A 12,913-nucleotide genomic window follows, 5' to 3' on the forward strand; every position below is an offset into this window, starting at 1 on the left:
CGCAGGTGGCGAGTCGACCTCGTCGAGGCGAGGCGCGGAGAAGGCCAGCCCGGCTCATCGCTGCGCGGCGCGCCCCCCGCCGCGAGCTGGTTATTGTTATTGCCCTGGCGCCGAGGGCGCAGGGTAGACTCACGCGATGAAGGCTTTGCACCTGATCGTCGCTCTCACGTGCCTCTTCACCGCCGGGTGCGGCAGCCTGGAGAGCGATCTCTGCGACTACAAGTGCGACTGCGAGGGGTGCAGCGATCGCGAGTACGACGAGTGCCTCGATCGCTACGATTACAGGTACGAAGACGCGGATCGCCGCGGCTGTCTCGACAGGTACGACGAGCTCCTCGCGTGCGAGGACGACACCGGTATCTGTCGTGACTACAAGTGGGACATCGCCTGCAAGGGAGAGAGAGACGCGCTGGATCGGTGCCTCAGATAGGCTGTATCCGACGAACGTTCCCGAGCAGCCATGGCCCGGAGAGCACGAGCGCGGAGCGTGGCGGCGCTCCGGGCGAGGCGGGCCCGATCGACAGCGCTGTGCATGAGCTCGTCAGGCAGCGCCCGGCGCGGCCGCGCCCAGGCCCCGGTGCCCGCCCCGGCCGTGCTCAAGCTCCGGCGCCTGGGGTGATGGCGCCAGCGCGGAACGCCTCGACCAGCCGCTCCGACGCCGTGTAGGGGTCGATCTCGCGCCGCGCGACGGCATGCACCGCCGCCTCGAGCGCGGGCCCGAGAACGACGACGGCGGCGTCGGTGAGCGCGTCGCGGAGCTGCACGTGCATCGCCTCGCGCAGGCGCTCCTCCCGGCGCGCCGCGCCGGCCTCGGTCCCGAACAGCCAGGCCCGGTGCCCCTCCAGCTGCTCGACGAGCGACGCCACGCCCTCGTTGCGCGTGGCGACCGTCCGCACGATCGCTGGCACCCAGGGCCCTTCGGACGGCCCGCCGAGCGGAGCTGCCGCGCCCGCCGCGCGGGCGTGGAGCGCCGCGGCGCTGTGTCCGCGCGCCCGCCCCGAGGCCTTCGCCACCTCGCCGCCGAGCGCGATCATGAGCTCCAGGTCGCGCACCGCCGTGTCGGCCCCGTCCCGGTCGGCCTTGTTCACGGCGAAGACGTCGGCGCACTCCAGGATGCCCGCCTTGATGGCCTGCACCTCGTCGCCCATCCCGGGCGCCGCGACGACAAGGGTGGTGTGCGCCATGCGCGTGATCTCGAGCTCGTCCTGCCCGACCCCGACGGTCTCGACAAGGATCACGTCGGCGCCCCAGGCGTCGAGCACCCGCGCGACATCCATCGCCGAGCGCGACAGCCCGCCGAGCGCGCCCCGGGTCGCGAGCGAGCGGATGAACACGTCGGGATCGCCGAAGTGCGCCTGCATGCGGATGCGATCGCCGAGGATGGCGCCGCCGGTGAACGGGCTCGTGGGATCGACGGCCACCACGGCGACCCGGCGGTCCTGCTTCCGGAAGGCGCCGATCAGCCTGTCGGTGAGCGTGCTCTTGCCCGCCCCCGGGTTGCCCGTGACGCCGAGGATCCAGGCGCGGCCTGTGTGGGGGAAGAGATCCTTCAGGATCGCGGCATGATCGCCGGCGCGATCGTCGGCGAGCCTGCAGGCCCGCGCCGTCGCGCGCGTGTCGCGGGCGAGGACCTTCTCTGCGAGCGGATGCACGCGAGCGGTCTAGGCTCGGCGATGCGGGGACACAACCGGGCGCGGGCGATACGGCGCCCCCTACCCTGCCCCGCCACCGTCGCCGGCCGCACCGCCACCGCCGTCACCGGCCGGCCCACCGCCCGCTCCGCCTTCCCCGCTGGCCGACGAGCCGGCGCCCCCGGCGCCACGGTCGAAGATCGGCCTCGTCTGGCCGCACGCGACGGCGAGCAGGGCCGAGAGCACAGCGCAGGAAGTGAACGCCAGGGCGCGGTTCCACATGGGCACGTTCTTGACACGTTCTTGAAACGGAGCGCTCGCGAAATCCAGCGGCGCGCCGCGGTCACGGCGCCGCGGTCACGGCGCCGCGAGCGCAGGCCGGTCGAAGCGCTGCCCGGCGCCGCGGCGCGCTCGCGTCACGGCGCCGCGGGCGCGGGCCTGTCGAAGCGCTGCCAGCGGCCGTCGATGAGCCGCTCGTGCGGCAGGTACTGGGCCTTGTAGACCAGCCGCGAGCACTCCTCGACGTAGAGGCCGAGGTAGAGGTACCGGAGACCCCAGGAGCGGCACAGCTCGATCTGCTTCAGGATCGAGAAGACGCCGGGGCTCAGCGGCTCGAGCTCGGGATCGTAGAAGGAGTAGACAGCGGACAGCGAATCCAGCCCGCGATCCACGACGGCGACCCCGACGAGGCGCCCGCCGACGCGGTAGCGCATCTCGAACGTCTCGCAGCAGCTGTCCACGAGGAACGCCTCGTAGCCCGCCGCGCCGAGGGGGCCGTCGTCACGCATCAGCCCCCGGCCGTGCTTGTGCAGGTTGTACAGCGCGACCTTCTCCCGCGTGGTCACGGGCGGACCGATCTCGACGTCGACCACCTGCTCGCCCCGCCGGAGCACCCGGCGCTGCGTGCGCCCGGGGGCGAAGTCGCGCACGAGGATCCGGATCGGCTCGCACGCGCGGCACGACGGGCACTGGGTGCGGTAGAGCAGCTTGCCGTGACGACGGTTGCCCGCGGCCAGCCTCCGGTCGAACTCCGCGCGCGTGAGCGGCCGGATGGGCACCCGGAGCGGCATCCGCGCCTCGGCGTCCGGGAGGTACGGGCAGGGGCTCACCTCGTCGTGGACCGTGAGCTCGATCGGGTCCGCCGCCTCGTCCAGACGAGGGAGATCCACGTCCTGCGCCGGTACCGCCTCTCGCTCGCTCGATGAGCCCATGTTGCCGTCGATCCGAGCGTTCGAGCCCCCGTCGATACGCCGGCCACTAGATCCAGGGGATTCCTGTTGCGCGGCCACGTCAAGCAAAACCCCGCGCGACGCGCGACACCCGAGACAGCGCGCTCCGCTCCCTCGCCGACCACGCCGACCGCACCGACCGCACCGACGCGCGCCGGACGACAACGCCCCACCCGCTCGCGCCGAAGCCGAGAACCATCGCACATTCACCCCCATTCGCCCACCCATACGTCGCGCCGGCTGGCCTGCGGCGCCTGCGCGGCGCTCCCGCCCCTTTTCCTCTTGCCTGGGGGCCGGTATGACCCGGCGCGCCCGCGAGATGGCGGTCCAGGCACGGACCCGATCGGCGCGGCGCCCAAGAAAGGCCGAACGCTTTGGATCTCACAGGAAAGCAGCGCCGCCACCTCCGGGCGCTGGGGCATCACCTCGACCCGGTCGTGCAGCTCGGCAAGGCCGGCCTGACCGACGGCGTGGTCGCGGCCGTCGACACGGCGCTGGAGCGTCACGAGCTCGTGAAGGTACGCCTGGGCACCGAGTGCCCCGACGACATCGGAGAAGTCGCCGAGTCCCTGTCCGAGCGGCTCCGCGCCGAGCTCGCGCAGACCCTCGGCCGGACGATCCTGCTGTACCGGCGCCACCCCAAGGAGCCGAAGATCAAGCTGCCGACCGGTAGCTGACCTGACCGGCCGCGCGACCGGCGGCCGCCAGCGCGACGGCGCGTCGCGCGCGGCCGCACGGCGCCGGCCGTGCGCCCGCGGGCGACGGCGCCGACCGCGCCGCGATCACACGTGCCGCAGCTCGGGGCGCTCGGCGAGCAGGTGATCGAGCCAGGCGTTCGACAGCTTCTCCTGCACCGTGTTCGCCCGGAGACGCGCGGCGAGGTTCTTGAAGTCGACGTGGTCGATGGGCTGGTCCTGGTTGAAGCACGAGAAGACCAGCGTCTCCTTGCCCGTCTCCGGATCCACGTGCCGCTGGAGGCACTGCGCGCAGACCTCCTTCATCATGCACTGCATCGGCGAGTTGATGCTCGCGATGCCCACGTGCTTCGGATCGAGGTGCGGCGCCAGCACGCCGTGCCGCGCCTCGCGCACGGCGTTCATCATCTTGTCCGAGCCGATCGCGATGATGCGCCGGACCTCCGAGAGGCTCGCGAGCTCGCCGCCGAACTGCCGCTCGGCGTAGGCCCGCATCGCCTGGACGATGTTGCCGCGGAAATGGCGATCCGTCGGGCGCCGCGGGGGGACCTCCGCGCCGCCGTCCGTGCACCAGATGACCTGATCGGTCGCCACCTCGATCTCGTCCTGCTTGAAGAGGTCCTCGCCCCGCCGGTAGCCGGCGAAGTAGATGACGCGATCGCCGCGCGCCTTGAGCGCCTTCGCGATCGAGAACAGCACGGCGTTGCCGAGCCCGCCGCCCGCGAGCAGCACGGTCTCCCCCTCGGGGATGTCCGTCGGCGTCCCGGTCGGCCCCATCACGACGACCTCCTCGCCCGCGCGCAGCGCCGCGAGCAGCCGCGACGACGCGCCCATCTCGAGCGCGATCAGCGAGAGCAGCCCCTTCTCCTTGTCGACCCACGCGCCCGTCAGCGCGAGCCCCTCCATCGCGAGCCGCGTCCCGCGGATCACCGGCGAGCTCACCTCGTAGTTCTGCAGCCGGTAGAACTGCCCCGGCTCGAACTTCCGCGCCGCCGCGGGCGCGCGCACGACCACCTCGACGATCGTCGGCGTCAGCCGCTCGACGCGCTCGACCACCGCGACGAAGTCGTGATCGAGGCGGGCGAACAGGTCGCGCCGCCGCGCGTCGCGCGCCGGCTGCGGCTCCTCGCCGAGCCGCGCGATGTCGCGCTGGAACAGCGCGACGACCGACGGGTACGCGTCCTTCGCGCTCGCCATCGCCTTCACGACGCTCCCCGCGTAGTGCGGGTGGTTGTCGCCGTAGAAGCTCACCGCGTGCTCGCCGTCGTTGTAGCTCGTGAAGAAGCCCTCCCGCGCCGGGGCCGGCTCGACCTTGAGCTGGCCGTCCTCGCCGACGTAGGCGCGGTGCGGCTGGAAGAACTGCCGCCACTTGTCGAACGCGAACGACCCCGGGCGCTCCTTCTCGTACGTGACGTTGGGGCTCGTCCCCGCCGCGACGCACACGGTGCGGGCGGGGATCGTGACCACCTCGCCCGTGCTCCGCCACTTGCCGTCCACGATCGCCTGGCGATCGAACACGAGCGACGAGACGCACCCGCGCTCGTCGAGCACCGCCTCGACAGGGGCGAGGTTCTCGACGTAGCGGATGCCCTCCTCGAGCGACGCGGCGACCTCCTCGTGGTTCAGCCGGTAGGCCGGCGAGTCGATGAGCCGCTTGCGGTAGACCAGCGAGACGCCGCCCCACGCGTCGACGAGCCCCTGGAACCGCGGCGGCCGCCCCTCGCGCGCGGCGCGCGCGCGCTCGTCGCGGATCTCCTCGGCGTGGCGCCGCTGCTCGGTCAGGAAGTCCCGCTCCTCCTCGTCGAACATCGCGAGGACGGCCGCCTCGCCGCGCTCGGCGATGAGCGCGTCGAGCCGGTCCGCCGTCTTCTCGGCCTGCACGACGTAGTACGCAGCGAGCTCCGTCGCGGTGTCGATCGCTGTCAGGCCGCCGCCGATCACCACCGCGGGCAGGCGCACCTGCAGGTTCGCGAGCGCCGAGCGCTTGTAGGCGCCGGCGAGCTGCAGCGCCATCAGGAAGTCCGAGGCCTTGCGGATGCCGCGCGCGAGGTTGTTCTTGAGCGGGATGATCGTCGGCCGCCCCGCGCCCGCCGCGATCGCGACGTGGTGGAACCCGAGCCGGAAGGCGTCGTCGAGATCGACCGTCCCGCCGAACCGCACGCCGCCGTAGATGCGCAGCAGGCGCTGCCGCGCGAGCGTGACGTAGAGCACGGTGAGGAAATTCTTGTCCCACCGCACGGTGATCCCGTACTCGCTGACCCCGCCGAAGCCGAGGAGGACGCGCTCGTCGAGCTCGGTGTAGAGGCGCTTGAAATCGCGGACCGGCCGCGGCGGGCGCGCCTCGTCGCCCGTGAGCTCGACCGGCAGCGGCTCGATCTTGAGCCCGTCGATCGCCGCGACCGCGAAGCCCTGCCGCGTGAGGTGGTGCGCCAGCGTGTAGCCGGCCGGGCCGAGGCCGACGACGAGCACGTTCTTCCCGTTGTACGGGAGCGCGTGCGGCCTCAGCGCGTCGAGCGGGTTCCACCGCGTGAGGAAGCCGTAGATCTCGAGGCCCCACGGGAGCGACAGGACGTCGGTGAGCGCCGCGGTCTCGATCTGCGGGATGTCCACCGGATCCTGCTTCTGGAAGACGCACGCCTTCATGCAGTCGTTGCAGATGCGGTGGCCGGTGCCGGGGCACATCGGGTTGTCGAGGCAGACGAGCGCGAGCGCGGCGATCGACTCGCCCTTCCCGCGCATCGTGTGCATCTCGCTGATCTTCTCGTCGAGCGGGCAGCCGTGGAGCTCGACGCCGAGCGGGTTCGACTTGATCGCCCCGCTCTTGTTGTCGCGCAGGCCCTTGGAGCACGAGTCCTTGTCGCGATCGTGGCAGAGCAGGCAGTAGTCGACCTGGCTCTCGACCTCGCGGGGGCCGGCGCGCCGGTCGGTCAGCGCGAAGCCGTCGCGATCCCGCCGGTGGTGCTCCGGGCCGACGAGGAGCTCGGCCGAGCTGCCGCCGCTCGCGTCGTGCTTGCGATGGAGCTGCACGAGCGCCTGGTAGTCGAGCGTGCGCGGCGCCTTCAGCGTCGGCCAGCGCCGCGCCGGGTCGTGCTCGTCCGCGCGGCGCGCCGCGAGCCACGCCTCGAGGGCGTCGAGCGCGAACGCGACCACCGCCGCGTCCTCGGCCTCCGTGGGCTCGTCGCCCGCGATGGCGACCGCCTGCGCCACGCGCTCCGCGAGCGCCGGGTCCTCCCGCAGCGCGGCGCGCGCCTTCGCCGCGCGCCCGCGGAGCTCGTCCGTCCACCGCGCGCCGCCGGCCTTAGCCGCCTTGCGCGCGATCTCGTCGACCTCGATCAGCGCGAGCGTCGCGCGCGCGATCGCGAGCTCCTCCGCGGCGGAGCCGCTGTCGAGCACGCTCGCAGGCGCGCCCATGGCCGCGAGCGACCGCCGCGCCGCGTGCGCCGCCTCGACGGGCGTGCCCTGCCACGCCTTGCCGGGGCTCGGCTTGAACAGCCGCTTCTTCGAGAACTCGCGCTTGAAGTCCCAGAGGACGCTCCGCTCGAGGGTCGCGTCGATCTGCGCCTGCACCTCGCGCTCGACGCGGAACAGCCTGGCCACGAAGCGGCCGACGTACGGCGCCGCCGCGAGCAGCGCCTCGGAGACCTGCTCCGCCGTGAGCGAAGGCCGGGCCGCGTCGCCGACGCCGGCAGCCGGCTGATCGGACCGAAGGAACGCGCGGTACGCGTCGAAGCGCGCGTAGGCGCCCTCGTCCGACGAGCGGAAGTAGTCCTCGAAGCGCTCCGTCAGCTCGGCGAGCCTCGCCGGGTCGAAGAGGTCGGCGTATCCGAAGCCGGGGACTCCGAGCTCGAGCTCGGAAACCTCGGAGGTCGCCTGCACCCACGAAGAGAAGTCAGCCTGCACTCCAGCGTTCGCTTCCATACCCGCGACAAATGCTTTCTATTTCAAGGGGTTTGCTCACCCGATCTAGAGGGCGACGTAAACTAGCACCGGGGCGTACCTCCGACCTGTCTCCCGGGCAACATTCGTCGATCCCGCGCTGCGGGCGTCGCGCCGACGAGCGCGGGCGTCGCGCGCTGCGCGCGCTGGTCGACAGGCGGCGCGAGGGGGCGCCGCTCGCCCGCACGGCGACGCGCGCTCGCACCTGAGGCGCGCTCCGTCGCGGCCGTCGCCGAGGGGCGGCCGCGCGCGTCACGGCGGCGCGGGCCGACCCCGGCGGGGCAGGCGCCGGTGCGTCGCGGTCAGAAGCCCTGAGAGACCACGCGCTCGATCGTGTGCGTGGAGATGTTGCCCGCGATGACGTCCGGATCCCGCAGCAGCGCCTGGTGCAGCGGGATGTTCGTGCGGATGCCGCCGATGATGAACTCGTCGAGCGCGCACCGGAGCCTCGCGATCGCCTCGGCCCGGGTCGAGCCGTGCGCGATCACCTTGGCCACCAGCGAGTCGTACGAGCTCGGCACCCGGAAGCCGCCGTACACGCCGGAGTCGACGCGGATCCCGACGCCGCCCGGCGAGTGGTACTCGGTGATGAGCCCCGGCCACGGCGCGAACGAGCGCGGATCCTCGGCGTTGATCCGGCACTCGATCGCGTGGCCGCGGAAGCTCCACGGGCGCGTGTCCGGCAGCGTGAGGCGCTCGCCGGCGGCGGCGAGGATCTGCTGCGCGACCAGATCGACGCCGGTCACCATCTCGGTGACCGGGTGCTCGACCTGGACGCGGGTGTTCATCTCCATGAAGTAGAGCTCGCCGCGCTCGTCCATGAGGAACTCGAGCGTGCCGAGGCCCGTGTAGCCGGTCTCGAGGATCGCGGCCCGGATGATGTCGCCCATCCTGGCGCGCTTCTCGGGGTCCATCGCCGGGCTCGGCGACTCCTCCATCACCTTCTGGTGACGGCGCTGGAGCGAGCACTCGCGCTCGCCGAGCGTCCACACGCCCCCGTGCTGATCCGCCAGCACCTGGAACTCGATGTGGCGCGGCGCCTCGACGTAGCGCTCGAGGTACACGTCCGGGTTCTTGAAGCCGCTCAGGGCCTCCTGCGTCGCGATCTCGAACGAGCGCTGCACCTCGCCGGCGTGGCGGACGATGCGCATGCCCCTGCCGCCGCCGCCGCCGGAGGCCTTCAGGATCACCGGGTAGCCGACGCGCTCGGCCTGCTCGGCCGCGTCCTCCGGGCTCGTGAGCACGCCGGTGCCGCTGAGCATCGGGATGCCGAAGCGCTTGGCGACCGCGCGCGCGGAGACCTTGTCGCCCCACGTCCGCATCGCCTCCGCGGTCGGGCCGATGAACGTGAGGCGGCACTTCTTGCAGAGCTCGGCGAACTTCGCGTTCTCCGAGAGGAACCCATAGCCGGGGTGGATCGCGTCGGCGCCCGTGACCTCGGCGGCCGCGATGATCTGCGGGATGTTGAGGTAGCTCTTCGACGCGTCGGCCGGGCCGACGCACACGGCCTCGTCGGCGAACCGGACGTGCAGCGCCGCGGCGTCCACCTCGGAGTGGATGGCGACCGTGCGGATGCCGAGCAGGCGGCAGGCGCGGATGACACGCATCGCGATCTCGCCGCGATTGGCGATCAGGATCTTCTGGAACACGGCACCCTCGCCCGGGCAGCGCTAGCTGCTCCGCACCTTGAAGAGACGCTGGCCAAACTCGACCGGCTTGCCGTTGTCGACGAGGATCTCGACGATCGTGCCCGGGGAGTCCGCCTCGATCTCGTTCATCAGCTTCATCGCCTCGATGATGCAGAGCGCCTGGCCCACGCGGATCGTGCTGCCGACGTCGACGAAGGGCGGCGCGTCGGGCGACGGCGATCGGTAGAACGTGCCGACGAACGGAGAGGTGACGTAGGTGATCCCCTCGTCGCTCGCCGCGGCGGGCGCCGCCGCTGCAGCCGGCGCCGCGGCGGCGGGCGCCGGCGCGGGCGCGGGCGCCAGCGCCGGCGGCGCGACCGGCGCGCTCTGGATCTGGAACGCGGCGGGCGCGAGCTGCTGCGCCCCGCCCTGCGGCGCGAAGCCCCCGCGCGAGAGCCGGATGCGAACGTGTTCGTCCTCGAACTCGAAGTCGCTCACGTTGCGCTTCTCTAGGAGGCGCACCAGCGCCCGCAACTGCTTGAGGTTGATGTTCATGGAAGGACGTTCGGCCATCGATGTTTGCCGCCTTTCAACCAGAGTGACGGCTCATGTTCAACCTCTTTCGTCCGGTCGCGCCTTCTCCAGGTGCCCGAGCAGCCCGAGCAACCCGAGCACGTACGAGCTCGGACCGAAACCCGCCACGCGCGCCATGCAGGCCGGCGCGATGCGTGAGCGGCGGCGGAACGGCTCTCGGGCGTCGGGGTTGGAGATGTGCACCTCGACCGTCGGGAGCGCGCCCGCGCGGATCGCATCGTACAGCGCGATCGACGTGTGCGTGTAGGCGCCGGCGTTGAGGAGGATGCCGTGGAAGCCGCGATCGCCGGCGTGGCTGATCGCGGTCACGAGCTCTCCCTCGCAGTTCGACTGCATGCACGACACCGAGGCGCCGTGGGCCTTCGCGGCCTCCTCGACGGCGCGGTGGATGTCATCCAGCGTGGCCGTGCCGTAGATCGCTGGCTCGCGCTTGCCCAGTCGATCGAGGTTCGGCCCGGAGATGACCGAGATCCTGAAGCCGCTCAGGAGAGCTCCTTCAGCAGCACGGGCACCTTGGTGCGCAGCAGGTACCGGGCCTTTCCGATGTTCGCGTCGGGCGCCATCGAGAAGGCCACGAAGTACGAGCTGTTCACGACGCGGATCAGCGTCGTGACCTTCTCCGCCTGGATCGCGATCTCGGCGGCGTTGCCCGCGTCGAGCATCTCGGCGGCGCGCTGGATCGACTTCAACACGACGCTGAACTCCGCGCCGATGGTGGTGATGTCGAACGCGGCCCCGGGCTTGGAGTAGCTGTCGACCGCGATCCCCTCGAAATCCATGAGAAGGGTCGCGATGCCGCCCTCGGTGTTCTCTACGACTTCCTTCAGCACGGCCTGGAACATGCGCCGAGACTACCCAAGCGCGGCACGATCGGGAAAACAAACGAACCTGCCCCCTGCGTCCCGCGCCCGCCCACGCGTCGGCGCGCGCCCCGGCCGCCCGCGCCGGCCGGCCGCCAGCGGCGGCGACGGGGGAACAAGGGCAACGTTGGAAGAGTTGGACCCGCTGGACGGGGTCGAACGGCGAGGGCGCTTTGCCTCTTGCATCCTGGTCCCAGCCGGGCGATTCCCGCCCCAGGGGGCCCGCTCCAAAGCACGCCTTGACCCTTGTCCCGGCGAGCGGCTAACGTGCGGCCGTTCTTTCGCCCGCGGCGACGCCCGGGGCGAATCCCGCCGGCGCGTCTCGCCGACGGGGACGACGTCAAACGTGGTCGGGAACGGCGTGCGCCGTACCCTCCAGCTCAGCAAGAAATAAGGACGGCCCAACATCTATGCGTGCGCGAGCCGGGGATCCCCCCCGCACGATGCCCCAGAAGATCCTCGCCGGGCGGGCGACGGATCCTCAGCTCCGCGGTGATCTCGTCCAGGTCAAGGTCGACCAGGTAATCCTCTCCAGAACGCCCTCCCGCGCGCTGGCCGAGGCCATCGCCACGGGCATGAAGAAGACGCCCGTCGAGGTCGCCGTCGCCTACGACGGCACCTGCGTGGCCGACGCGAGCTCGCTCGCCGACGTCGACGAGGGGAGCCCGCACTCGGTGTCGCCCGAGTTCCCGACCTACAACATCCCGATCGCGCGGCCGGGCATCGGCTTCCCCGCGCCGGTGCACCTCGAGCGCTTCGCCGCGCCCGCGCGCCTCGCCCTCACCGACGATCCGCGGCTCGCGACGGTCGGCGGCATCGGCATGCTGTCGCTCGTCGTCTCGCCGAGCCAGCTCGGTCAGGCGCTCGCCACGGGCTCGGCCTGGCTCAGGCCGCCCCGGAGCGTGCAGATCCACCTCTCGGGGCGGGTGCGGCCGTTCGTTTGCGCGCGCGACGTCGCGCTCGAGCTGCTCCGCAGGAACCTCGACGAGGTGGTGCGGCGCATCGAGGGCGAGCACCACGCGCCGGTGATCCTCGAGTTCGCCGGGCCGAGCGCGCGGCTGCTCTCGGTCGGCGACCGCGCGGTGCTCTGCGGCATCGCGCCGCAGGTGGGCGCGGCGGCGGCGCTGTTCGTGAGCGACGAGAAGACCGAGGTCTTCCTCCGCGATCAGCGCAGGTCGAAGGCGCACCGCGCGCTCGTGCCGGACCCGGGCGCGCCGTGCGAGGAGGTCGTCTCGATCGATCTCGGCACGGTCGATCCGCTGCTCATGGACGAGGAGGGCGTCGTGCGGCCTGTCCGCGACCTCGCCGGCAAGCCGGTGGCGCAGGTCGTCCTCGGCGGCGACTCGGGCGTGACGTTGCGCGACATGCTCGCGGCGGCGCTGCTGCTCAAGTCGAAGCGCGTCCCCTCGCGGCTCGACCTGCTCGTCGCGCCGCCGTCGCGGCAGGTGCTCGAGGTGCTCGCGCAGTCGGGCGCGCTGGTCGACCTCGTCGCGACCGGCGCGCGCATCGTCGAGCCGGACCGGCGCGTCGTGACGTCGGAGATCTACCCGCCGCCGCCCGGCGGCCTGTCGCTGCGCACCGCCGATCCGGAGCCGCGCATCGCCGGGGCGCCGTCGTTCGTCGTGGCGTCGGCCGAGACGCTCGCCTACGCGGTGGCCACGGGCGCGGTCGGCGATCCGCGGTCGTTCAAGCGGCCGGTGCGGGTGACCGTGCCGCGCGCGCTGCCGACCGACGACGTGCTCATCCTCCGCGACAAGAAGGGCGAGCAGGTGAGCACGAAGAAGCCGCCGTCGGCGCCGCCGGCGGTGCCCTGGAAGGGGCCGCTGACGCTCGACGTGCTCGCCGGCGTGCCGAAGGGGAACGGGCGCGCGGCGGTCGGGGCGCGCGGTCGCAAGGCCCCTGCCCCGGTCGAGGCGGCGCCGCCGGCCGCGGAAGAGAAGGAGCAGGCAGCGCCGGCCGAGGGCAAGGCGGCCGGCGGCGTGGCGCTCGTGCTGTCGACGCTCGACGAGGTGCGGGCGGTCGCGGAGCGCGCGACCGATCTCTCCTCGGTGCGCGCGGTGGTCGCGCCGTTCGTCCCGAGCACCGCTGTGTCGGCGTTCGCGAGCGAGGGCATCGCCACGTTCCTCGTCGGCGCGGAGGCGCTCGGCAGCATCAAGGAGCAGAAGAGCGTGGATCTCCCCGCCCCCGCGCAGTGGGGCGATCGCGTCGCGGCCGTCTTCGGGAGCGAGCGCGTCGAGGTGGCGTGGCTCGCCACGGGCATGGAGCGGAGCTGGACGCACGCGGGCACCGTGCGGCAGCCGCCCGGCGCGAGCAAACCGGCGAGGTAGCGGCGTCGCCGCG

11 protein-coding genes are annotated in these 12,913 nt (G+C 72.4%); 3 read left to right on the forward strand and 8 right to left on the reverse strand.

Annotated elements, in window-relative coordinates; all coding sequences use genetic code 11:
* The first annotated feature begins 136 nt into the window (after positions 1-136).
* Positions 137-430: a hypothetical protein gene (locus WMF42_RS19815; RefSeq protein ID WP_061605427.1), complete on the forward strand. Its 294-nt coding sequence runs from the start codon at positions 137-139 to the stop codon at positions 428-430.
* Positions 431-596: 166 nt separating this feature from the next.
* Here the strand turns inward: WMF42_RS19815 and meaB are convergent, their stop codons facing one another.
* From meaB to WMF42_RS19830, 3 genes are all read right to left on the reverse strand, one after another.
* Entirely contained in the window at positions 597-1,652 is a 1,056-nt protein-coding gene (gene meaB / locus WMF42_RS19820) for a methylmalonyl Co-A mutase-associated GTPase MeaB (protein WP_061605426.1), read from the reverse strand.
* Between the two features lie 60 nt (positions 1,653-1,712).
* Positions 1,713-1,913, reverse strand: a complete 201-nt coding sequence (locus WMF42_RS19825; RefSeq protein ID WP_437693543.1) for a hypothetical protein — start codon at positions 1,911-1,913, stop codon at positions 1,713-1,715.
* A gap of 134 nt (positions 1,914-2,047) precedes the next feature.
* On the reverse strand, positions 2,048-2,800 hold the full coding sequence (locus WMF42_RS19830; RefSeq protein WP_233560960.1) for an arginyltransferase: 753 nt from the start codon (positions 2,798-2,800) through the stop codon (positions 2,048-2,050).
* Between the two features lie 434 nt (positions 2,801-3,234).
* Between WMF42_RS19830 and yhbY the strand changes: the two genes are divergently transcribed.
* Positions 3,235-3,537: a ribosome assembly RNA-binding protein YhbY gene (yhbY, locus tag WMF42_RS19835; protein WP_061605424.1), complete on the forward strand. Its 303-nt coding sequence runs from the start codon at positions 3,235-3,237 to the stop codon at positions 3,535-3,537.
* 105 nt (positions 3,538-3,642) lie between these two features.
* On the opposite strand, the gene WMF42_RS19840 is transcribed toward yhbY, so the two are convergent.
* From WMF42_RS19840 to WMF42_RS19860, 5 genes are all read right to left on the reverse strand, one after another.
* Positions 3,643-7,473 carry an FAD-dependent oxidoreductase gene (locus WMF42_RS19840; RefSeq protein ID WP_437693545.1) on the reverse strand — a complete coding sequence of 1,277 codons (3,831 nt, stop codon included), beginning with the start codon at positions 7,471-7,473 and terminating at the stop codon, positions 3,643-3,645.
* Between the two features lie 320 nt (positions 7,474-7,793).
* On the reverse strand, positions 7,794-9,140 hold the full coding sequence (gene accC, locus WMF42_RS19845) for an acetyl-CoA carboxylase biotin carboxylase subunit (RefSeq protein ID WP_061610758.1): 1,347 nt from the start codon (positions 9,138-9,140) through the stop codon (positions 7,794-7,796).
* Between the two features lie 21 nt (positions 9,141-9,161).
* Entirely contained in the window at positions 9,162-9,692 is a 531-nt protein-coding gene (gene accB / locus WMF42_RS19850) for an acetyl-CoA carboxylase biotin carboxyl carrier protein (RefSeq protein ID WP_437693547.1), read from the reverse strand.
* A gap of 39 nt (positions 9,693-9,731) precedes the next feature.
* Positions 9,732-10,199 (reverse strand): type II 3-dehydroquinate dehydratase, encoded by a 468-nt coding sequence (locus WMF42_RS19855; RefSeq protein ID WP_061613075.1) that lies wholly within the window; start codon positions 10,197-10,199, stop codon positions 9,732-9,734.
* Complete coding sequence (locus tag WMF42_RS19860; RefSeq protein ID WP_061613073.1) at positions 10,196-10,555, reverse strand: roadblock/LC7 domain-containing protein; 360 nt, start codon at positions 10,553-10,555, stop codon at positions 10,196-10,198. Before WMF42_RS19860 ends, WMF42_RS19855 begins: the two co-directional genes overlap by 4 nt.
* A 461-nt stretch (positions 10,556-11,016) precedes the next feature.
* On the opposite strand from WMF42_RS19860, the gene WMF42_RS19865 reads away from it, so the two are divergent.
* Complete coding sequence (locus WMF42_RS19865) at positions 11,017-12,900, forward strand: aconitase family protein (RefSeq protein ID WP_061613074.1); 1,884 nt, start codon at positions 11,017-11,019, stop codon at positions 12,898-12,900.
* Positions 12,901-12,913: the final 13 nt, after the last annotated feature.

The sequence above is a fragment of the Sorangium sp. So ce176 genome (assembly GCF_051519835.1).
In the GTDB taxonomy this organism is placed as follows: Bacteria; Myxococcota_A; Polyangia; order Polyangiales; family Polyangiaceae; genus Sorangium; species Sorangium cellulosum_G.

Bases quoted from the DNA above. Each gene is read 5' to 3' on its own strand.
- WMF42_RS19825 (WP_437693543.1), bottom strand. From the start codon at position 1,913: ATGTGGAACCGCGCCCTGGCGTTCACTTCCTGCGCTGTGCTCTCGGCC.
- WMF42_RS19815 (WP_061605427.1), top strand. From the start codon at position 137: ATGAAGGCTTTGCACCTGATCGTCGCTCTCACGTGCCTCTTCACCGCC.
- WMF42_RS19865 (WP_061613074.1), top strand. From the start codon at position 11,017: ATGCCCCAGAAGATCCTCGCCGGGCGGGCGACGGATCCTCAGCTCCGC.
- WMF42_RS19840 (WP_437693545.1), bottom strand. From the start codon at position 7,473: ATGGAAGCGAACGCTGGAGTGCAGGCTGACTTCTCTTCGTGGGTGCAG.
- WMF42_RS19860 (WP_061613073.1), bottom strand. From the start codon at position 10,555: ATGTTCCAGGCCGTGCTGAAGGAAGTCGTAGAGAACACCGAGGGCGGC.
- accB (WP_437693547.1), bottom strand. From the start codon at position 9,692: ATGGCCGAACGTCCTTCCATGAACATCAACCTCAAGCAGTTGCGGGCG.